Source organism: Campylobacter concisus (genome assembly GCF_003048555.1).
Taxonomy (GTDB): Bacteria; Campylobacterota; Campylobacteria; order Campylobacterales; family Campylobacteraceae; genus Campylobacter_A; species Campylobacter_A concisus_AO.
Window position 1 is genome coordinate 11,958 of record NZ_PIRR01000015.1, and the last position, 21,943, is coordinate 33,900.

Annotated in this window: 21 protein-coding genes; 15 read left to right on the forward strand and 6 right to left on the reverse strand. The window is 36.4% G+C overall.

From position 1 onward, the window contains the following. Window positions 1–59 precede the first annotated feature (59 nt). From yedF to CVS92_RS04095, 8 genes are all read left to right on the forward strand, one after another. Complete coding sequence (gene yedF, locus CVS92_RS04060) at window positions 60–659, forward strand: sulfurtransferase-like selenium metabolism protein YedF (protein WP_084041655.1); 600 nt, start codon at window positions 60–62, stop codon at window positions 657–659. Next, window positions 656–1,678 carry a selenide, water dikinase SelD gene (gene selD / locus CVS92_RS04065; protein WP_413784236.1) on the forward strand — a complete coding sequence of 341 codons (1,023 nt, stop codon included), beginning with the start codon at window positions 656–658 and terminating at the stop codon, window positions 1,676–1,678. The genes yedF and selD overlap by 4 nt, the downstream gene beginning before the upstream one ends. A 92-nt stretch (window positions 1,679–1,770) precedes the next feature. Then, a complete protein-coding gene (locus CVS92_RS04070) occupies window positions 1,771–2,400 on the forward strand; it encodes an NAD(P)H-dependent oxidoreductase (RefSeq protein ID WP_107788593.1) in 630 nt (209 codons plus the stop codon). Between the two features lie 146 nt (window positions 2,401–2,546). Continuing rightward, window positions 2,547–6,641: a diguanylate cyclase domain-containing protein gene (locus CVS92_RS04075; protein WP_107788594.1), complete on the forward strand. Its 4,095-nt coding sequence runs from the start codon at window positions 2,547–2,549 to the stop codon at window positions 6,639–6,641. Beyond that, window positions 6,641–7,507: an ATP phosphoribosyltransferase regulatory subunit gene (locus CVS92_RS04080; RefSeq protein WP_107788595.1), complete on the forward strand. Its 867-nt coding sequence runs from the start codon at window positions 6,641–6,643 to the stop codon at window positions 7,505–7,507. Before CVS92_RS04075 ends, CVS92_RS04080 begins: the two co-directional genes overlap by 1 nt. Before the next feature lie 2 nt (window positions 7,508–7,509). Further along, window positions 7,510–8,760, forward strand: coding sequence for an adenylosuccinate synthase (locus tag CVS92_RS04085; RefSeq protein WP_107788596.1), 1,251 nt, complete (start codon window positions 7,510–7,512; stop codon window positions 8,758–8,760). Then, window positions 8,757–9,179, forward strand: coding sequence for a flagellar export protein FliJ (locus CVS92_RS04090; protein WP_107788597.1), 423 nt, complete (start codon window positions 8,757–8,759; stop codon window positions 9,177–9,179). Before CVS92_RS04085 ends, CVS92_RS04090 begins: the two co-directional genes overlap by 4 nt. Then, window positions 9,179–9,742 carry a MotE family protein gene (locus CVS92_RS04095; protein ID WP_084109057.1) on the forward strand — a complete coding sequence of 188 codons (564 nt, stop codon included), beginning with the start codon at window positions 9,179–9,181 and terminating at the stop codon, window positions 9,740–9,742. Before CVS92_RS04090 ends, CVS92_RS04095 begins: the two co-directional genes overlap by 1 nt. A gap of 120 nt (window positions 9,743–9,862) precedes the next feature. Here the strand turns inward: CVS92_RS04095 and CVS92_RS04100 are convergent, their stop codons facing one another. Then, window positions 9,863–10,864, reverse strand: coding sequence for a TerC/Alx family metal homeostasis membrane protein (locus CVS92_RS04100; RefSeq protein WP_107788598.1), 1,002 nt, complete (start codon window positions 10,862–10,864; stop codon window positions 9,863–9,865). Window positions 10,865–10,882: 18 nt separating this feature from the next. Beyond that, complete coding sequence (locus tag CVS92_RS04105) at window positions 10,883–12,082, reverse strand: molybdopterin molybdotransferase MoeA (RefSeq protein ID WP_107788599.1); 1,200 nt, start codon at window positions 12,080–12,082, stop codon at window positions 10,883–10,885. Between the two features lie 134 nt (window positions 12,083–12,216). On the opposite strand from CVS92_RS04105, the gene yedE reads away from it, so the two are divergent. Beyond that, on the forward strand, window positions 12,217–13,275 hold the full coding sequence (gene yedE, locus CVS92_RS04110; protein ID WP_107788600.1) for a YedE family putative selenium transporter: 1,059 nt from the start codon (window positions 12,217–12,219) through the stop codon (window positions 13,273–13,275). A 242-nt stretch (window positions 13,276–13,517) separates the two neighbouring features. Here yedE and CVS92_RS08985 read toward each other — a convergent pair whose 3' ends face one another. Then, a complete protein-coding gene (locus tag CVS92_RS08985) occupies window positions 13,518–13,667 on the reverse strand; it encodes a hypothetical protein (protein ID WP_159070347.1) in 150 nt (49 codons plus the stop codon). Between the two features lie 136 nt (window positions 13,668–13,803). Further along, window positions 13,804–14,634 (reverse strand): peptidylprolyl isomerase, encoded by an 831-nt coding sequence (locus CVS92_RS04115; protein WP_107788601.1) that lies wholly within the window; start codon window positions 14,632–14,634, stop codon window positions 13,804–13,806. Between the two features lie 70 nt (window positions 14,635–14,704). Between CVS92_RS04115 and gltX the strand changes: the two genes are divergently transcribed. The 6 genes from gltX (at window position 14,705) to CVS92_RS04145 (ending at window position 19,525) form a co-directional block, all read left to right on the forward strand. Beyond that, complete coding sequence (gltX, locus tag CVS92_RS04120; RefSeq protein ID WP_107788615.1) at window positions 14,705–16,084, forward strand: glutamate--tRNA ligase; 1,380 nt, start codon at window positions 14,705–14,707, stop codon at window positions 16,082–16,084. Beyond that, the gene (locus CVS92_RS04125; RefSeq protein ID WP_107788602.1) at window positions 16,081–17,334 is read left to right on the forward strand and encodes a malic enzyme-like NAD(P)-binding protein; all 1,254 of its coding nucleotides are present in this window, start codon (window positions 16,081–16,083) and stop codon (window positions 17,332–17,334) included. Before gltX ends, CVS92_RS04125 begins: the two co-directional genes overlap by 4 nt. An 84-nt stretch (window positions 17,335–17,418) precedes the next feature. After that, window positions 17,419–18,045, forward strand: a complete 627-nt coding sequence (gene upp / locus CVS92_RS04130) for a uracil phosphoribosyltransferase (RefSeq protein ID WP_004317747.1) — start codon at window positions 17,419–17,421, stop codon at window positions 18,043–18,045. A 9-nt stretch (window positions 18,046–18,054) separates the two neighbouring features. Further along, entirely contained in the window at window positions 18,055–18,561 is a 507-nt protein-coding gene (locus tag CVS92_RS04135; RefSeq protein ID WP_107788603.1) for a ribonuclease domain-containing protein, read from the forward strand. Beyond that, the gene (locus tag CVS92_RS04140) at window positions 18,558–18,830 is read left to right on the forward strand and encodes a barstar family protein (RefSeq protein WP_107788604.1); all 273 of its coding nucleotides are present in this window, start codon (window positions 18,558–18,560) and stop codon (window positions 18,828–18,830) included. The genes CVS92_RS04135 and CVS92_RS04140 overlap by 4 nt, the downstream gene beginning before the upstream one ends. Continuing rightward, window positions 18,827–19,525, forward strand: coding sequence for an MqnA/MqnD/SBP family protein (locus tag CVS92_RS04145; RefSeq protein ID WP_107788605.1), 699 nt, complete (start codon window positions 18,827–18,829; stop codon window positions 19,523–19,525). The genes CVS92_RS04140 and CVS92_RS04145 overlap by 4 nt, the downstream gene beginning before the upstream one ends. A gap of 34 nt (window positions 19,526–19,559) precedes the next feature. On the opposite strand, the gene CVS92_RS04150 is transcribed toward CVS92_RS04145, so the two are convergent. Both CVS92_RS04150 and CVS92_RS04155 read right to left on the reverse strand, forming a co-directional pair. Beyond that, window positions 19,560–20,273, reverse strand: coding sequence for a molecular chaperone (locus tag CVS92_RS04150; RefSeq protein ID WP_107788606.1), 714 nt, complete (start codon window positions 20,271–20,273; stop codon window positions 19,560–19,562). Continuing rightward, a complete protein-coding gene (locus CVS92_RS04155; protein WP_107788607.1) occupies window positions 20,266–21,939 on the reverse strand; it encodes a 4Fe-4S binding protein in 1,674 nt (557 codons plus the stop codon). The genes CVS92_RS04150 and CVS92_RS04155 overlap by 8 nt, the downstream gene beginning before the upstream one ends. Window positions 21,940–21,943: the final 4 nt, after the last annotated feature.

Below are 21,943 nucleotides of genomic sequence, written 5' to 3' on the forward strand. Positions count from 1 at the left end.
TTTGGCTATAATCCAAACTAGTTTCAAGGTTTGAAATACTAATTGCAAAAGGAAAAATCATGACAACAATTGATTGTAGAAATTTAGAGTGTCCAAAACCAGTCATAATGACAAAAAATGCACTTGATAGTTTAAGTGAAGGCGAAAGCTTAGAAATTTTGGTAAATGCACTAGCCCCAAAAGAAAATATTTCAAGATTTTTAAAAAATCAAAATATAAACTTTAGCCTCGAAAGCAATGGCAATGAGACTAAAATTTTAGCTACAAAAGGCAAAAATGCGCTTGAGCTTACAAATTTTGATGAGTTTGTCTGCGACATAACACCAAAAAATAATAAAGTACTCTATCTAAATGAAGAGCGCGCGGGAAGTGGCGAAGTAGGAATAAATTTACTATCAAAATTCCTAGGAGCTTTTCTTCAAGTTGAGAAAAAACCAAAGATAATAATCTGCGTAAATAACGCTGTAAAGATGACTACAAACCGCTCACATCCAAGCTTTAAGCCGCTTAAAGATCTTGAAGCTGCTGGTGTTAAAATTTTAAGCTGCGGAAGCTGCTTGGAGGCTTATAAGCTAGTAAGCGATCTTGCGATTGGCGAAATTTCAAATGCTTATGAGATCATCGACATACTCTCAACTCACGAGCAAATCAAATTATGATCTATCACGACAAAAAACTTACGCAGTTCGTTAGAGCCGCTGGTTGAGCTGCTAAGCTTGACCCGTCGGGTCTAAACAAAACGATTAGTAGTTTAAATTTATCTCATCCAAATCTGCTCTCAAGCACAAATTCTAACGAAGACGCGAGTGTCTTTAAAATTTCAAGTGATCTTGCACTTGTTCAAACGCTTGACTTTATAACGCCTGTGGTAAATGATCCTTTTATTTACGGTCAAATCGCTGCTGCAAATAGCCTAAGCGACGTCTTTGCAATGGGTGGTGAGGTGATAAATGCTCTAAATATCGTAGGCTTTGATAGCTGCAACTTGGCACCTGAAATTTTAGGAGAAATTTTGCAAGGCGGAGCCTATAAAGTAAAAGAGTGTGGTGGCATTATCGTTGGTGGGCATACGATCGAGACACAGCAGATGTATTATGGGCTTAGCGTTACTGGAAGGGTTCATCCTGATAAATTTTGGGCAAATAATACAACTATAAATGGCAATGTTTTGATACTTACAAAGCCCCTTGGAAGTGGCATTTTAAGCACAGCAATAAAGGCTGATTTATTAAGCATGGAGCAAATAAAAGAGGCTGCAACTATCATGGCACAGCTAAATTTTTATGCATTAAAAGCACTTGATGGCATCAAAGTCTACGGCGCTACTGATGTGACCGGATTTGGCTTTTTGGGACATTTAAGCGAAATGCTAAATGAAAAGATCAGTTTTGAAATTTATGAAAAAAACGTGCCAATCATTGCAAGCGCAAAGGAATTTGCAGATATGGGCATCATCCCAGAGGGAAGCTATAAAAACCGCGAATTTGCAAAGCATTTTGTAGACAAAGAAGCTGACATTTTACTATTTGACGCACAAACTTCTGGTGGACTTTTGCTTGCAGTTGGTGAAAAGGACGCGACGCTTGCAGTAAAACGCTTAAAAGAAGTAGGCTATGAAAGTTCAGCTATCGTTGGCTCTGCGGTGTCAAAGAGCGAGTTTGGTATATTTTTAAGATAAATTTTTAAAAATAGCATGCTATCCATTGCGTTAGTGAAATCTTTTAATTTACTTAACCATTCTATAATTTCAAAAACTACAAAGGAGAGATGATGAATTATCTTGAAATTTTAAAATTTCGTCATGCTTGCAAGGTTTTTGACGAAAGCAAAGAAATCGGTGCTGGAGAGTTTGATTTTATACTAGAAGCTGGTAGGTTAAGCCCTAGTTCAACTGGCCTTGAGCAGTGGGATATCTTAGTCGTTCAAAATAAAGAGCTTAGAGAAAAAATAAAAGTTCTTTCATGGAATCAAGCGCAAATCACATCTTGTTCGCATTTAGTTGTTGTTTTAGCTAAGATCAAAGAGGTAAAATTTGGAAGCGCATACGTTAATAAAATGATCGCTAGAAATACCAATAAAGATCCTGAAGCCATTGCTGCAAGGCAAAAATTTTACCATGACTTTTTGCTTGCAAATTTTAAAAATGATGATGAACTAACATTTCAGTGGTCACATGAGCAGTGCATGATAATCGCCACAAATATGATGAATGCAGCTGCGAGTTTGGGTATTGATAGTTGCCCGATAGAAGGCTTTGATAGACACGCTTTAAATGAGCTTTTGGGGCTTGATGAGAGCTTTCAAAGAGTGGCTATCATGGTGCCATTTGGCTACCGCCTAAATCCACAACCAAAAAAACTTCGCAGAGAAATTTCTGATATCGTTACTTGGGTTTATTAAGATATTTGAGCCAAATTTTAAATAAATTTTTGGCTCAATTTTAAATAAATCAATAAATTCTAAATAAATACTTACCTTTATAAACCCAAATCAAGTAAAAATGGGATAAAATCAGAGCCAAAACCTAAACTAATGAGGTGTCTATCGTGCTTGAGAAACAAAAAACCAGCCTTCAAATAGTAAAAATGTTTTATACAAAGTCTATTTTACTTTTACTCTCATTTATATTTTTAGCATTATTTGTAGTTTGTGCCGGTACGAACGATATAAAGTATGATCTTAGCTCAACTAATTCAAATATAAAATCATCAATCTCAAATAGCTTTTTTATAATAAAAAATGATCTATTTTTAAAATCAAAAATGGTTGAAGCAGGTCTTAGTGATATGCTATTTGATAAAAATTCAACAAAAAACGATCTTTATATAGCTTTTTATGTTTTTGATAAAAATAGAAATTTAATCTATTCAAAGAGATTTTTAGGTGCTGATGACATAGCCGAAAAGGATCTATCGTGGATTAGTTTAAACGAGACAGATGCTGGGAAATTTAAAGTATCAGATCGAGTTTATAAAAATAGTCGTTTTAGAGGCATTTATGCATCTTATGGACTAAAAAATGGAGGCAGCATTTTAGCTCAAATTGATATAAAATTTTTGCAAAACTACACTAATATAGGTTACGATGATAAAAGCAAAACTTATGCTTATCTGGTAGATAAATATGGAAATTTATCAAGAGATGAGTTTTATAAAAAATTTGATGAATCGATGTTTTTGCCCTATGTGAGTCTTGGCGACGAGTTTAAAGAGGATAAAATAATATTTTCTTTAAGCCATATGAGCTTTTATCTCATAAGCTATATGCCAGAGTATAAAATTTTTGTTATTACTGCTTCAACGAAGCATTTTCATATCTTTATGCAGTTTGTGTTATTTTGGCTATCGATCTTTTGTTTTATATCTTCTTTAATTTTGTGGGTTAGAGATGTAAAATTTGTAAAAAATAGAATAATGCCAGCTTTAAAAGAGGTAAGAGATACTTTAGATGGCGATGAATACGAGATAAGACGAAGCCTTAATGTAACAGAACTTGAAGATATAAAAAATGGAATAAACAAGCTAAAGATAGAAACCAAAAAAGCAACTGATGGACTAGAAGAATACAAAAGTAGATTCGGCTATATTTTTGAGCAAAGCTTTTTGAAAATAGTAGTTTATGATGCTTATAGCGGCGATATTATTGATGCTAGTAATGCATTTTTATCTTCCGTTGGCTATACAAAAGATGAGATTATAGAGCTAAATTTAAATGATTTAATAGATGGCGATTTTGCATTATTTATGCAGATGAAACAAGACGCTCAAAATAGTGATATGAGTTTTAAAATCAAGCTAAAAACAAAAGATAGTGGCACTAAAGAGGGATTTTTACAAGAGTCACAGATTGAGCTAAGGGATTCTAGGCTAAATTTTATGCTTATACATGAGCTTGACGATGGAAAATTTACGAAAAAGGATAACGAAGCAATAAATGATTATTCTTTTTTATCGCCAAATGTAATAGCAGAAGCATTAAGTAGCGATCCATTTTCTATCGTAAGAAGTACGCAAAATATCGATAGTGTCCTTAAAGTCCCGCAAGATAAGAAGCTTATAAATTTAAAAGATCTAATAAGCCCTGAAAGTTTAGATGAGTTTGCTGTAAATGTTTCTAATGAATCTAAAAAATTCTTTGAAAAAGGTAGCAAAAATAGCGAAATAAATCTCGTAGCCAATATGCAAACAAATGAAAACAACAAAACTCCATTTAAGATAAAAGTAAAATTTATAGATAATGGTGCTGACAAAGAGCAAAAGATCATCTACTTTTTTAATGACTTAAGTGATATAGCAAAGCTGCAAGAAAAGTACGATGCTGAATTAAAATATTTTCAAAGCATACTTTGGGCAAGCCAAGCGCTTGTCTTTTCATGGGATAAAAAAAGCGACATCCTTTATATCCCAAATGCTATTGCTAAGTTGCTCGGATATGCATTAAATGGGGATATGAGTATAAATTTTGAACGCGCAAAAACTATATTTGTAGATGAATTTGTAAGCTTTAAGGACTTTTTTGACCTTATAAAAAAAGGTGAAGTATATGATGGCGAAGTGCGTTTTTATAGGGCTGATAAAGAGATTATTTATGTAAGGATTAGAGCAAAAGCAATAGCTTTTTATGATGGTGAAGTAAGCGTCATAAAGGGCACAATGCAAGATCTTAGTGTGCAAAATAGCTTTTTTTCTTATCAAGACCTTTTAGCAAAAATTTTCTCATACGCAAAAGAGCAAATTATTATGCTTGATGATGAGTTTAGGATCATAGATGCTAATGACGCTTTTTTCGATACGCTTGACATTTCTAGAGATAAAAATTTTATAGAGAAAATTTACACAAAAGATTTAATAAATTTTAAAAACGGACTAAAAGATATTAAAGATGAAATTTTAAATTCACTTAAAATAACTGGCTTTTGGCAAGGTCTTATTCATGATGTTCGAAGCAAAAATAGACTCGAAGTTATAAGCATAAGTAAGCTTTTAAACGCGTTTGGCGATCAAGAGGGATATATATTGTTGGCTTCAAGCGCAAATGATGATTGCTATAATAAAGAATATCTCGAATTTATCGCGTATCACGATACGCTGACTGGACTACCAAATAGATTTTTGCTTTTTAATAAGCTAGAAAATCTACTAAAACAAGCAAAAAAAAGCTTAAAAATAGCAGCTTTTTATGTCGATTTTGATAATTTTAAATCGATAAATGACGGATACGGACATCAAGTAGGCGATAAAATCCTAATAGAAATTTCAAAAAAAATAGATGAAATTTTTCCAAAACAAGGAATATTTGCGAGAATAGGTGGAGACGAGTTTATAGGTGCTATGTCTTATGAAAATCTGGGAGAAATTTACGAAACTGCTGAAAACATCTTAAGAGTGGGTCAGAGTAAAATTTCTATTGATGATGATGAAAAAAAACTTAGTGTAAGTATTGGTATTAGCTTAAGTGGCGATGCGCTTAGCGTTGATGATCTAATTGAAAGAGCTGATTGGGCTATGTATCAAGCAAAGCTTAATGGAAAAAATAAATATTATGTATTTAATTCGAAAAAAGATACGTATTTTAAAAATGAATATAGAGATGACTCAAAGATCATTGAAGCTATCGATGCTGGCGAGATGTTCTTGCTTTATCAGCCTGAGATTGATATAAAAAGTGGAGAAGTTAGTAGCTTTGAGGCATTTATTAGATGGAAAAATGGCGATAAGATATTAAGGCCATCAGACTTCTTACCGCTTGCAAAAGGCTCAAAAGCAGTTGTTGCTATCGCATTATTTACACTAAAAGATGCTTTAAAAGCTAGGGCTGTGTGGCTAAAAGAGGGGATAAATGCAAAAGTTAGAGTAAATTTATGCATTAAAAAGCTAATGACATCTGAGTTTTTTGAGAAATTTAAAAAGCTTTTAGAAGATGAGCAGCTAGACGCTAATGGGCTAATCATAGACATCGTTGACTCCGCAAGTGGCGTAAATTTAGATGATGTTGTTAGATATATCGATGCTTATAAGGAGCTAGGTGTTAGCTTTTCGCTTGATGACTTTGCGTCTTATTCAGGCTCGGTAGAAGCGTTAGGTATGTTAAAAACAAATAGATTTAATATAGATAAGAGATTTTGCAAACAAATTTTTGATTCAGTAGAAGCGCTAAAGACCATACGCATGATAAAGTATGTATCAGATACATTTAATTTTGATGTCATGATAAAAAATTTAGAAGATAAAAGCATGCTTGAAATTTTTGTTGGATTTGGCTTTAGTAGATTTCAAGGACGGCTTTTTGCACCAGAGCTTAGCCTGGATGATGTACTCAAATTCAAATTCACTCTATCATCTCCACTAAATGTAAGAAATTTTCAAGATGATGAGAACTACAATATACTTTGCAAAATAGTAGGTGCAAAAGAGCTTATGATTCGTTTGATAAATTTGCTTAAATGCGATGAAAAAGTAAGCGAAAAATTAAAAATCGAAATAGCAAATCAAGTAGATAATATCAGAACAATAAATGAAAAATTAGCTGAAATTTTAGATACGATCCTTGTAAAAATAGACAAAGAGAACGTAATAAATTTAGCTAATGAGGCAATTTTGTTATGCGATGATGATCTAAATTTGAGTGGAGCGAATAAATAATGAATGAAAATGTTTTAAATGTTTATGAGCATGAAATTCCAAATGGAAGCAAACTCTACTTTGCCAACAGCGCAAAGCTAAAGAGGCAAATCGAACAAAAAGCTAGTGAAATTTTAGAAAAAGAAGGCTTTAGCGAGATTGTCACGCCATTTTTTTCGTATCATCAACATTTAAGTGTAGATGCTACAAATCTTTTGCGTTTTAGTGACAGCCTAAATCACGAGATAAGTCTAAGGGCTGATAGTACAGTCGATACTGTAAGAATCGTGCTTAGAAGGCTAAAAGCTAGCGAGTCAAAAAGGTGGTTTTATATCCAGCCAGTCTTTCGCTATCCAAGCCAGGAAATTTATCAAATTGGAGCTGAGCTAATTGGCGAAAATGATGTTTTAAAAAGTATCAATATCGTTGCAAAGCTTATTGATGAGCTAAAAATGGATACATTTTTGCAAGTAAGCAATATGCAAATTCCAAGGGTGATTTGTGAAATTTTGAGTGTGCCTATTGAGATTTTTGAAAATGGACAAATGGAGAAAATTTTATCTCAAAATGTTCCATGGCTAAGCGCTCTTGCTCTTTTAAAATCAGTTAGCGAGCTAGATGAGATAATAAAAATATCTCCAAGTAAACTAAAAGAACCGCTTGAAAATTTGAGGAATTTAGCCAGCGCTTTAGAATATAAAAATTTAAGAATAGTTCCGCTATATTACTCAAAAATGAGATATTACGATAGTCTATTTTTTAGGTTTTTAAGAAATAACAGCATAATAGCAAGTGGTGGTAGCTACGAAATAGACGGAAAAATAAATAGTGGTTTTGCTGTTTATACAGATGCGTTGATAGAAGAAAAAATTAATTTAAGGAAGTAAGAATGAGAAAGGCTGATTTAGTAGTTGGAGTTCAGTGGGGTGATGAGGGTAAAGGCAAAATAGTTGATATGCTAGGACTAAACTATGATATGATTTGTCGCTCTCAAGGTGGCCACAATGCTGGCCATACTATCTGGGTCGATGGTGTTAGATATGCTTTGCACCTTGTTCCAAGCGGAATTTTACACAAAAATATTATAAATATTATCGGCAATGGCGTTGTTGTTTGCCCAGAAGTGTTAATTACTGAAATGGCGCAGTTTGAAAATTTAGAGGGAAGGCTTTATATTAGTGATAAAGCACATTTAAATCTAAGCTACCATAGCCAAATCGATCAAGCAAAAGAGAGACTAAAAGGCGAAAAAGCAATCGGTACGACTGGAAAAGGCATTGGACCAACTTATGCTGATAAAATAAGTAGAAGTGGTCACAGAGTAGGCGAACTACTTGAACCAGAGCGTTTGTGCGATGCTTTGATGCATGATTTTGAGACAAATAAATGCGTATTTGACGCACTTGGCGTAAAAATTCCTAATGAGAGTGAATTGCTTGAAGAGCTAAAAAGATATAAAGAGGTTTTGGCTCCATTTATCGCAAATACTACAAACCTAGTGTGGAAGGCACTTGATGAAAATAAAAAGGTATTACTTGAAGGCGCTCAGGGCACGCTCTTAGATATCGATCATGGTACATATCCTTATGTCACTAGCTCGAATACTATAAGTGCAGGTGCTTGTACAGGGCTTGGACTAAATCCAAAAGAAATCGGTGAAGTAATAGGTGTTATAAAAGCTTACACAACTCGTGTTGGCTTTGGCCCTTTCCCGACAGAAGATAAAGGTGTAAATGGCGATAAGATGTGTGATATCGGTAAGGAATTTGGCACAACAACAGGCCGCCGCAGACGTTGTGGCTGGTTTGATGCTGTGAGTGTAAAATATGCTTCAAGGCTTGACGGTGTCGATACTTATGCGCTTATGAAGCTTGATGTACTTGATGGATTTGAAGTGGTAAAAATTTGCAAAGCTTATCAATATAATGGTGAAACTATCGATTATATGCCAACAGATCTTGAAAATGCAACTCCTATTTACGAGGAACTTGCAGGCTGGGATAGTGTAAAAGGTATAAGCAAATATGAAGATTTGCCAGCAAACGCAAGAGCTTATATTGAGAGAATAGAAGCGCTAACTGGCGTAAAGATCGGCTATATCTCAACAAGCCCTGAAAGAAGTGATACGATCATTAGATGAAAAGCAAATTTACCTCTATCGTCCGTGTAAAAAAACAAGAGATGGATAAGGTAGAGGCAAAGCTTGCTGTTGCTAGGCTTAATGTGAGAAATTTTGAAGAAAATTTAGTGCATTTAAGAGCAAGACTTGAGGAGTTTTGCTTGCCAAAAAGTGGCAATATATGTGAGCTAAAGGAAAATTTAGAGTTTATAAAGATAGCAAGACAAGAGCTAAATGCCTGCAAAGAGAGCCTTGAGATAGCCAAAAAAGAGGTTTCGCATTACGAACATAAATATAAAAATGCAAATTTAGAGTACGAAAAGATGAAATATCTAGAAAAAGAAGAGTTTAAAAAAGAGATAAAACGCATACAAAAGGCCGAAGCACTTGCACTTGATGAGTTTGCAGTGATGAAATTTACAACTAAGAGCGAGTTGTGATGAGAGCGGTTTTATTACTCTTAACTATTTTAAATTTTGCATTTTGTTTTGAGGTACCAGTTGATTGTACGCAAATTTTCGAAGCTAGAAAAGAAGAAATTTCAAAGGAACTTGAGATTATAGATGAACAGCGCCAAGCTTTAGAGGTATTTCGCGCAAGCTCAGCAGCAGCCTATGAAGAAAATAATAAAAAGCTTGCCAAAAAAGAAGCTGATCTAAATGCGACAATGAAAGTAATCGAGCAAAAACGTAAAGAGATCGATGAAGTGGTCGCCAAAAATGAGAAAATTTTAAAAGAACTTCGCACAATGACTAGTGATAAAGTCAATGAGTCATATTCTAAGATGAAAGATGGCGCGGCAGCTGAGGTGCTCTCTAAAATGCCTAGATCAAACGCAGCCACCATACTTTATGCTCTTGATGCCAAAAAGATATCAACCATCATGGCGAAAATGGATCCAAAAGTAGCATCCGAGATCACCACTTTGCTTCAAAAAGGGCCACCATTTGCTGATGAAAAAGGTGATATGCCAACTCCAGCCGGTAGCATAAATATACAGTAATCAATCTTTTACACAAGCAAGTAAAATTTTAAAGAATTTAGACACCAAAATATAAAGCACCTGCTTATAAATTTTTAATTTTAAGCTCGCCTAACTTTAGCTTGTATACTTTTGTGGTAGCTATTTTTTAACCAAACTTGCTACGACCCCAACTCCAAGGATGGCTAGAATGATAAAAAGGCTAATTTGTGCAGAAATTTCAAAAGTATGATGAAATATATGAGCAGTCGCATTTACAGCTAGCTTTGCTGCGATAAAAAATAAAAGCACTATCACAGAAATTTCTAGATACTTTAAAAAATTTTTGAGTGCTTCAAGCACAAAATAAAGCGTTCTTAGCCCAAGTATCGCAAATATCATCGCTGAATAAACAATGATAGGATCTTTGCTCACAGCAATGACGGCTGGAATGCTATCAAAAGCAAATATCACATCGCTTAGCTCAATCACGCAGAGGCACAAGAATAACGGTGTTGCTATCCAAGTAGCTTTTAGCCTTAAAATCTGATCGTTAAGAGTAGTTTTTTGACTATCTGAAATTTGCTTAGAAATTTCGCTAAATTTAACAAAAAAGCTATGTCCAAAAAGCTGTGGTAAAACCGGAAAGAAGCGATAAACTGCCCTATAGGCTATATGGTTTGAATAATCTTTTATATCCTCATCACACTTATCTTTTTTTATCATCATTGCAGCACTATATGCGACTATTGCCGCAAATATTAGCTCCATCCAAGGAGAGATGGCAAAAAGTATTGTACCTACGGCTACAAAGATGAACCTAAATATCATAGCTCCTATAACGCCAAAATAAAGCACTCTGTGGCGATAAATTTCAGGTATCTTAAACCATGAAAAAATCGCCATCATCACAAAAAGATTATCTACCGAGAGCGACTTTTCTAGCGCATATCCTGCAAAATAAAGACTTGCTATTTCGCTGCCTCGCTCAAAATATAAATATATGCCAAAAAGTACCGAAACTCCTATCCAAAAGATAGACCAAATACCGGCTTGTTTTAGTGAAATTTTCTCATCATGCTTATGAGCAAAAAGATCTATTCCAAAGGCAAGTGATGTCATTAGCAGAAAAACTATAATTGTTTGAATTTCTAATGCGTTCAACTTTTATCCTTAAAATTTTTAGCAAGGCATCATCAAGATTTCTACTATCTCGCCTTTTTTAAGAAATTCTTTATCCATTGGGATCATTAAAAGTGCAGCTTTGTTTGTTAAATTATTTACGATTGCTGAACTGCCAAGCTTTTTGCCATTTAGATTTACAAAATTTTTTCCTTCACGATTTTCTAAATTTACAGCCGTAAATTCTAAAAATGGTGAACGCTTTTTATAGTCTTCGTCCATTATTGCCGTGATCTTTGGCTCTTCTTGACCAAACCACGCATTTATTAAGACCCTTACGTAAAGCACACACATAACCATTGCCGAGTACGGAAATCCTGGCAGTGCAAAGATATATTTATCGCCTGACTTTGCCACTCTGATGTGACGGCCCGGTTTTATGGCAGCACCTTCGATGATAAGACTAAAATTTTCATTTAAAGCGCCTTTTACAAAGTCGTAATCACCCATGCTTATGCCACCAGTCGTCACTAATATATCAGCTGATTTTAGTGCGTTTATGATCGCTTTTTCGACAAGCTCGGCCTTATCTCTTACGATCTCGCAAAGGATCGGCTCCGCACCCATTTTGCGTATCTGCATAGCGATCCCTACGTGGTTTGAGCTGTGAATTTGTGCAGCGTTTTCTAGTGGCTCGCCAAGGTCTTTGATCTCGCTACCAGTTGCAATTATCGCTACTCTAGGGCGGATGAAAACGCTTACGTGAAAGATGCCAAGCTCAGCAAGAAGTGCGATTTCTGCGTAACTAAGTTTTGTGTTTTTTTTTATTAAAATTTCTCCCTTTTTGTAGCTTTCTCCCACCGCGCGCACGGCAAAGCCCTTTGGCACACTCTTTTTGATGAGTATTTTTGAGCCGTTAACCTCGACATTTTCTACCGGCACAAGAGTATCAGTGCCTTCGCTCATTAGTGAGCCAGTGAAAGTTTTTACACATTTACTACCCTCTATAACTAGTCCTTTGTCGCTTCCAGCGGGCAGGTCTGTGATGAGCTCAAGCTCGCTTAGGCCATCTTTAAAGGCAAAAGCGTATCCATCCATCGCTGAAACCGGCTTTGCTGGGTAATTTTCAGTGGCTGTCACGTCGTAGGCGATATTTCTATCAAGTGCGTCCGTGATGGCTACTTTTTCGACCTTTTCCCACGCATTTATTGTATCTTTTAGAATTTTTAGGCTATCTGCGTAACTCATAAAATCTTTCATTTTTATCCTTTTTATGAAATTTTTGCATATTCTATCCATTTCGCTCTTAAAAAATTAATCTTTGTTTTATTTAATGATTATTAAAATGCCATTTAAGAAATCAGTTTGATTTTACCCTATACACAGGAAAATTTATGAATAAAACAGTGCTTTACATCATCGCAGGTGCAAGCCTTGGCATTCTTGGCCCAGTGCTTGTTTATTTTGGCAACCCAGCAAACATGGGCGTTTGTGCGGCTTGCTTTTTAAGGGATAGCGTAGGTGCTCTTGGCTTTCACCAAGCTAAGGTCGTGCAGTATCTAAGGCCAGAAATTTTAGGTCTTATCATCGGAGGCTTTCTAGCAAGTATGCTTTGGAGTAGAAATTTCACTCCAGTATCTGGCAGTGCGGCATTTTCTAGATTTTTCTTAGGCGTGTTTGCTATGATTGGTTGCCTTATCTTTTTGGGTTGTCCATGGAGAGCGTTTTTGCGCCTTGGCGGCGGAGATATGACTGCTATTGCTGGTCTTGTCGGTCTATTTGCTGGCGTTTTTGTTGGACGATTTTTCAAAAAAAATGGTTACGTCATACCTGAAAATGATGCCACGACAAAGCCAGTTGCGTTTTTGCCATTAATCATTGCTATTTTGCTTTTAATAGCCCTTGTCTTTGGTTTAAAACTTGGCGATAATGGTGCATTATTTAGCTCAGAAAAAGGCCCAGGCTCACAGCATGCAAATATCTTTATCTCACTTATTTGCGCCATTGTTATTGGCATTTTTATGCAAAGAAGTAAATTTTGCTCGGTTGGTGCGATTAGCAAAGTTTTTGAGCGTGATCTTTCAATGTTTTATGGCATTGTATCTATCATCGTTTTTGCAAGTATCACAAATTTAGCTCTTGGACAATATAAATTTGGCTTTGAAGCTCAACCTATCGCTCATAATGATGTTTTTTGGAATTTCCTTGGCATGAGCTTGGCTGGTCTTTGCTTTAGCCTAAGTTATGGCTGCCCAGGCAAACATTTAGTGCAAATGGGAGCTGGAAATTTAAGCTCAGCTGTATTTGTTTTAGGTATGGGAGCAGGTGCTGCGATAAGCCACAACTTCATACTTGCAAGCTCTGGAGCTGGCATCACTCCTTACGCTCCATATGCCGTAGCGATCGGCTTTATCTATGCTATTTATGTTGGAGTTTTTACTAAAAAAGCATAATATAAATTTGGCTGCCTTTGCAGTCAAATTTATTCACTTTTTATATCTATCACCTTATCAAAAAGTTCAAAAAGCTCGCGTTGATGTGTGATCATCACGCCAAGTTCCTTAAAATCGCTCTTTAAATTTTTCAAAATTTTAGCTGCTGAAGTATTATCAAGTGCCGAGGTTGCCTCGTCTAAGAATAAAAATTTAGGCTTTGCAAGATAGACTCTGGCAAAATTTAGTCTCTGAGCCTCGCCTCAACTCATGATCTTAGGATAGTCTAAAATTTCATCTAAATTTTTAAATTTGTTAAGGCCAACTCTGGCTAAAATTTTATAAATTTCACTATCATTTTGCTCATTTTTGTTCGGATAGGAGATGAGTTCTCTTAGGCTAGATCTAACCAAATATGGCTTTTGGGATAAGATTTGTTACTTTTAGGTAGCTTATGCTAAAGCTAAAATGTATATTTATGGGAGTTAAAATTGAAAAAAGTTTAATTCTATTGAGAGGATTTAGCCGCCAAATGACGGCTAAGAGAAGTTATCTTAAAATTTGAATCTTTGCTTTTGCGCGGAGTTTATCAAAATAATCAGCCATAAGCTTTTCTTGTTCGCCTTGATAAAGCTCGTTTATAACATTATCCTTAACATCTGCAAAGCTTGGAGTGTATGAGCCAATTTTCTCTTTTACATAAAACATATCAAAACTATCAGCACCTTGTAGTATTTGGGTAAATTCGCCATTATTTGTACCGGCTATGATGGCAGCTAGCCTTGGATCTATGCTCTGATAGTCTAGGCTAAGCTCTTGCATTCGTACGCTGTTAAGTAGTGATGGACTTGTTTTTTGAGCTTCTAGTTCTTCTGGATTCTTTGCCCTATAAAGGACTACTTTAGCAGTGCTAAAGACCTTAAATTTATCAGGATTAGCATCAAAATACATCTTTGCTTTTTGCTCATTTACATTTTTGCCAGCTTCAGCCAAGATGCTTTTATAAAGCTTTTCTTGAAGCATCTTTTTTTCTATGTTGTTTTTAAACTCCAAAAAGTCCATGCCCTGGGCTTGGATAGAGCTTCTAAACTGCGAATTTGTCATGCCATTTTGCTTTGCGATCGATTCGATTCTATCGTTTAGCTCAAATGGCGTTACACTAATGTTTAAATTTTTTATCTGAGCATCTTCGAGCCTATCTCTTATGAGTAAATTTAAAGCATCTTGTTCGCTAGCTCTTAGCTGTTCTTTCAAGCTATAAACTTCATAAAGCGTGATTGGTTCGTTCTCTACAATAGCTGCGATACCGTTTATCATCTGAGCCGAATATAAATTTAAAGCACTTAGCATGCCAGCAGCCAAAAAGAGCAATTTTTTCATAATAAAACCTTTATTTAAGTATTTAGTAAATATAATTTTGGGCAATTATAACATAAAAATAAGGCACAAAATGATAGTTACTAGATTTGCTCCGTCGCCTACTGGATACCTACATATAGGCGGACTTAGGACAGCCCTTTATAATTATTTATATGCAAGAGCTAATAATGGAAAATTTTTACTTCGCATCGAAGATACTGACTTAAAACGAAACTCAGAAGAGGCCACGCAAGCCATAAAAGAGGCATTTGCTTGGTGTAAGCTAGATCACGACGGCGAAGTGACATATCAATCAAAAAGATTTGATCTTTACAAAGAGTATGTTAAAAAACTACTTGAAGAAGGCAAAGCATATAAATGCTATATGAGCAAGGACGAGCTTGAAGAGCTTAGAGCTAGCCAAGAGGCAAGAAAAGAGCGTCCAAAATATGATAATAGATATAGAGATTTTACTGGCACGCCTCCAGCTGGCATCGAGCCAGTCATCCGTATCAAAGCCCCACTTAGTGGCGAGATCGTCATACATGATGGCATAAAGGGCGAGGTTAAATTTAAGGTTGAAGATATCTTAGATGACTTCATCATCGCAAGAAGCGACGGCACACCAACTTATAACTTCACGGTTGTGATAGATGACGCACTAATGGGCGTAACAGACGTCATCCGTGGTGACGATCACCTCTCAAATACTCCAAAACAGATCGTTCTTTACGAGGCACTTGGCTTTAAGGTACCAAAATTTTATCACGTCGCTATGATAAACGGAGAGGATGGTAAAAAGCTTAGCAAAAGACACGGCGCAACTGACGTTATGGAGTATAAAAAGATGGGCTACCTGCCTGAAGCGCTCTTAAATTTTCTCGTTCGTCTTGGCTGGAGCCACGGCGATGATGAGATTTTTACTATTGAGGATATGCTTAAATACTTCAATCCAAACGATATCAACAAAAGCTCAAGCACTTACAACGCTCAAAAGCTTGACTGGCTAAATTCTCACTACATTAAGACCCTGCCTTACGAGAGACTAGCTCACGATATGCTCGAGTTTGGCGTTGATTTTAAGGCTTTGGTAAAGGGCGAGCTACTGCTAAATTCGCTCCGTGAGAGATCAAAGACATTAATCGAAATGGCAAATAGCGCAAACACGATCATCAACGCTCCAAAAAGCTACGATGAGAAAGCTTGGGCTAAATTTATAAATGAAAATAGTAAAGAAAATTTGGCTAAATTTGCTCAAATTTTAGATCGTGACCTTGACGCAAAGGGCTACGAGGAGCTAACAAATAAATTTTTAGAGCAAAATGGCTTAAAGCTAAAAGACCTAGCTCAGGCTCTAAGGATAGCGCTAACTGGCTCAAGCGTGAGCCCAAGCATATTTGAGGTGCTTGAAGTAGTAGGCAGCGGTGAGACAAAAAATAGAATACAAAATTTATTAAAGGAAGAAAAATGACACATGTAACTAAAGAAGAAGCATTAAACTACCACATAGGCGGTAAGATCGAGATAAAGGTAAAGACGCCTTGCGAGACATCAAGAGACCTTTCAATGGCCTATACACCTGGCGTTGCAGAGCCTTGCAAAGAGATAGAAGCTGATAATGAACTAGCTTATAAATATACAAATAAAGCAAATCTAGTAGCCGTTATCACCGATGGTACGGCTGTCCTTGGGCTTGGCGACATCGGTGCGATCGCTGGCAAGCCAGTTATGGAAGGAAAGTCAGTTTTATTTAAAAAATTTGCAAATGTTGATGCCTTTGACATCGAGCTAGACGAGCATGATCCAGATAAGATCGTTGAGATTTGCAAGGCTCTTGCTCCGACATTTGGCGGTATAAATTTAGAAGATATCCGTGCTCCAAAGTGCTTTGAGATCGAGAGAAAGCTTCAAGAAGCAGTCGATATCCCAGTCATGCATGACGATCAGCACGGCACGGCGATGATAACAAGTGCTGGCATGATAAATGCGATGGAAATTTCTGGCAAAGATATCTCAAAGATAAATATCGTAGTTAGTGGCGCAGGTGCAGCTGGCATAGCGTGCGCGAAGATGTATAAAGCGCTTGGTGCAAAACACATCGTGATGATAGATAGTAAAGGCGTCATCCACTCAAAAAGAACAGATCTTACATCTGAAAAGGTAGAGTTCGCGCTTGAAACTGAGGATAGAACTTTGGCTGATGCGATGAGGGGCGCTGATATGTTTTTAGGCCTTTCTAAGCCTGGCGTACTTACAAAAGAGATGGTTGCTTCAATGAATAAAGAGCCTATCATCTTTGCTTTGGCAAACCCAGTGCCTGAAATTTATCCAGAGGATGTTGAGGCTGTAAGAAGTGACGTTATGATGGGTACAGGCAGAAGCGACTATCCTAACCAAGTAAATAACGTGCTAGGTTTCCCATTTATCTTTAGAGGCGCGCTTGACGTTAGAGCTAAAAAGATCACTGAAAATATGAAAATGGCTGCAGCTAGAGCGCTTGCGCAGCTTGCAAAAGAGCCAGTGCCAGCTGAAGTTTTAAAGGCAAGTGGTGTTAGTGAGCTAAAATTTGGCAAAGAGTACATCATCCCAAAACCATTTGACAAACGCGTGCTAACAGCAGTTGCTCCAGCAGTTGCGAAAGCTGCGGTTGAAGATGGCGTGGCGAGAGTAAAAGATTTTGATGTTGAGGCTTACAAAGCCAAACTTGCAAAAGGATTTTAAAATTTAGCCCAAATTTTGGGCTAAACTCTTTTTGGCATTTTGTAAAGATAAACCTTCTAAAAACAGTAAATTTAAGGATAAAAAATGCAAAACGTGAAGCTCATCTCGCACCCACTGATCGAGCATAAATTAACCATTCTACGTGATAAAAATACCCAGCCTTTTCAGTTTCGTATGCTAGTTGATGAGATCAGTTATCTTATGATCTTTGAAGCGACCAGAAATTTAAAGGTAAAAGATGTCAAAGTCCAAACACCAGTTGCGGTGGCAGATGCAAAAAGGCTTACTACAAAAGTGATGATATGTCCTATTTTAAGGGCTGCACTTGGTATGCTTGATAGCGTTTTTACTATCATTCCAGATGCAAGCGTGGGCTTTTTGGGCTTTCAGCGAAACGAAGAGACAGCGCAGGCTGAGTTTTTCTACGCAAAGCTTCCAAAAGACGCAAAAGAGCGCATGGCGATCATCATCGACCCTATGTTTGCAACTGGTGGCACGGCTATAGATGCGGTCAAATTCTTGCGTGAAAAGGGCGTTAAAGAGATCAAATTTATCTCTATCATCGCTGCTCCTGAGGGGCTAAAGAGATTTAGTGAAATTTACCCAGATGTCGAGGTCTATACGGCATCGATTGATGAAAAACTAAACGAGAAAAACTATATCGTTCCAGGTCTTGGTGATGCTGGCGATAGAGTTTTTAATACGCTTTAAGGGCTAAATTTGAATAAAAGACTTTTGCCAGCCTTAGTCGCCTTTATCATTGCTATTATTGTTGGCACCTTCTTTTTTTCAAATAATGGTAGTGAGGCAAATAAAAACGCTCAAATTTTACTTGAGCAACTAAACAAAGAGGGACAAAAGAGCCAGAGCATTACAGAAAATGGCTCGTACACTTCAAAAGATGAGGTCGCTCTTTATATCTATAAATTTAACAAGCTACCAAAGAATTTCATAACCAAAAAAGAGGCACTTAATCTTGGCTGGGATACAAAAAGCGGAAATTTATGGCAGATAAGCGGTGGCAAAAGTATCGGCGGAGATAGATTTTCAAACAGAGAAAAAAGGCTGCCAGAGGCTGATGGTAGAAAGTGGTTTGAGTGCGATGTAAATTATAATGGTGGTAGGCGCGGCGCTGAGAGAATTTTATACTCAAACGACGGGCTTATCTACTACACACCCGATCACTACGAGCATTTTTACCTGCTTTATGAGAAGAGGATGCAATGAAAAGCGTGAACTTAGATGCCAAAAAGATACTCGAAAAAGAGAAGATGCATGAGTATATTGCCAAGAAATTTGAGCTACCAGAGTACTACGGCAGAAATTTAGACGCACTTTTTGACTGCCTTTGCGAGATAAATGAGCCAACGCTTATAAAGCTAAAAAATGAAAATTTTTTGGATGATAGTGCAAAAGAGAGCTTAACCCAGCTATTTCGCGATGTTTGCAATGAAAACGAGCTAGTTAAATTTGAGCTTGTAAAAGATGAAAAATGATATTTGGAAAGATTGATTATCTAAATTTACTTCCATTTCACGTTTTTTTAAAATCAGCCCCACTAAGCTCTCAGATAAAAAAGGCGATCGAGTTTAAAAAAGGTGTGCCAAGCAAGCTAAATAGGGCGCTAAACGCTAGAAAGATCGACGCCGCGGTGATCTCAAGCATAGCTAGTAAAAAGGCAAATTTAAAGAAGCTAAATTTTGGGATAGTCGCCAAAAAAGAAGTAAAAAGCGTGCTTGTGCGCAAAAACTCAGCCCCAAAGCCAGATCCTGCCTCAGCTAGCTCAAATGCCCTAGCCAAGGTGCTTCGACTAAACGGCGAGGTGATCATAGGCGACAGGGCGCTAAAGGCATACTTAAGAGAGGGTAAAGAGTGCTTTTACGACCTTGGTAAAATTTGGTACGAAAAGACAAATTTGCCATTTGTTTTTGGTAGATTTTCTTACGTAAAAAATGGCTCGTTTTACAAAAAACTGGTCGCAAAATTTCTACAAAAAAATATAAAGATCCCAAACTATATCTTGGCTCAGTATGCTAAAAGTCGCGGTATAAGCGAGCAAGATATCAAGTGGTATCTTAAATTTATAAGCTATAAGATTGGTCCAAAAGAGCAAAAATCACTCAGAAAATTTTTTAAAGAAAATAGACTATTAAAAACACCAAAAATAGCTACAAAATTTAAGAAGATATAAATTTACTCCTATCCAGGCTAAGAGTAAATTTAAGCTAGTCTTTAAACTCGTGTGAGATGACTGGAGAAAATTCCTCCCAATGAAGCTTTGTTTTAAATGTTGGCATCTTGCTTTGAAATGGCTCTTTTTTAAGAGCTGCCATAGCGACACTATCGCCTTTTGGTTTAGCTGGTGCTTCTACGTTTAGTATAGAGCGCTCAAGCTCGATGAAGTCTTTTAAAATAATAGTATATGATTTAAAGAAATTTGCCTCTTTGTGAGCCAAAAGTAGCGAGCCAAACTCGTCTACAAATAAATTTAAGGTTTCAGAAAATAGCTTATTGCTGATATTTTTTGCATCATCAAACTCATCTTTTAAAAATGTAGCCATTGCTAAAAATATAAATCCAACGTAGTCCTCGCTATCTTTGCAAAGCTCGCTATCACGTCTATATGGGCTTAGTTTTAAACATTCAATAACCCTAAGCCTAGCTGCTCCGTTGTCTCTGCCCTCTTCATAAAATGAAGCGCTTAAGGGGATATTTGTAAAGCCAAAAAGAACGTCATTTTGTTCTTTTGAAAATTCTTCAAAGCTAAATTTATCTAAATTTTTAAATGCAGCATCACTATCCTCGCTTAAAGGATTTGCGCTTAAGTATCTTAACTGCTCTTTCCACCTTGAAAATTTCTCATCATTTGTGTAAAAAAACATAGGATATGCTAGAAATTCGTAAAAATATGATCTTGCTTTTATGATGTTTTTATCCATTTAATAAATCCTCTTTCATCGCGTTTATTTGGGCTTGAACCATTAGTTTGGCCTTGCAGTCAGCACAGCAGTAAAGCGCTTTTATCTTGACCCTATTGTTGCCAAATCTTGGTTGCATTATAGTTGCGATCTTTTCGACCGCTTTTTTAGTCGCAAACTCTTTTCCGCACTCAACACAGGCAAAAAGCTCATCTCGTGCTAGCTCGTTATAGGTAAAAAACTCAGGCTTAAGAGAAATTTTTCCAACCTCAAGGCTTATGGTATCTTTTTCAGCACAGCTTAGTTCGCAGTATCCGCAAGCTGTACAGACGCTTGGATTAAATAAAATCGAATTTGTCTTTTTATCAGCCACTAGCGCGCTTACGTTACAAGCGCCAACGCAACTTAGACAAAGCGTACAGCTATCAGTATTTATCTTGACATCGCCATATCTTATCATCTCGCCACTTTTTACAACGCCAAGATCTTCGCTACCTACTAAAAACTCGAGTCTTTTTGCAAAAATTTCCCTTTTTGGCAAGGCATATTCGTTTATTGTGTGTTGTGAGTCAGCTATAAATTTTGCTTTTTTGAGCGATTCTTCAAGCTCGTTTTTATCTTTAGCGTGATAGATCGCCGTCTCTTTAAATTTAAGCTCATAAATTTGATTTAAGATGCTAATGGCGTCTTTTTCGCCTTTGCCAAGAGTTTTGCTAAATAAAATCACACTCGCACCACTTTCTTGAAGCAATGTAAGAAGATGCGCTTGATTTAACATATGTGGTGCTGATATGAAAAAAGGCAAGACATTTTCAGGTAGGCTTATATTTAGCTCGTCTAAATTTGTTTCATTAGAGATTATTAGTGGAATTTTACCTTTGTAAAGTTTGGCAATAGTAGCAAATGAGTTTTGTGGCATAAGTGTAGAGTCAAGAGATCCGCTAGGACAGACGCTAATACAGTTGCCACAATTTACGCAATCGATTTGTGAGAAAACAAGATGCTTTGTCTCATCTTCTTTTAAAATGGCCACAGTTGGACAAACATCGACACAGCGTCCACAAATTTCATTTCGTCGTTCGTGATATTGACAGATCGAAGAGTCGTATTGAGTTAGACTTTTGTACTTAAATTTTGGAGTTTTTTCATTTAAGATTTTAAGCACAGCTTCATCTTCTAGCCCAGCTATTTCGTAACAGCCGCTTTGCTTTAGCATATAATCCCTTGCATTTTCAACCAAGAAAAAGTCACAATCGACCTCAAATTCGTCATTTGCTCTAAGTATCAAAACACTAAGTTCGCCAGCTGCGCCATAAATAAATTTCACTTCAAAATGCGTTAATTCAATGACTTTATAGCCATTTTCTTTTAATAAATTTGCTAGTTCCTCACGGCCTGAGTTGCTTACTATTACGACATTTTTGCCGACTTCTTTTTCGTAATCAACATCCTTTGCCATGTCAAATGCAGTTGCTCTTGCTTCATAAAGCAAAAGTGTATTTTTAGCTTTTTCTAAGACGCTTGCGGTTGTATTTTTTAGATAAAAATTTATCTCAGGTGCGGTAATGTTTGCTTTAAGCTTTGGTGAGTTAGAAACTAGATATTCTTCCTTTTCGTTATTTATTTCTATCTGTTCATTTAACATCAAAGTATCGTCAAAATCGTTATAAAAGCCAAATTCTTTCATAATT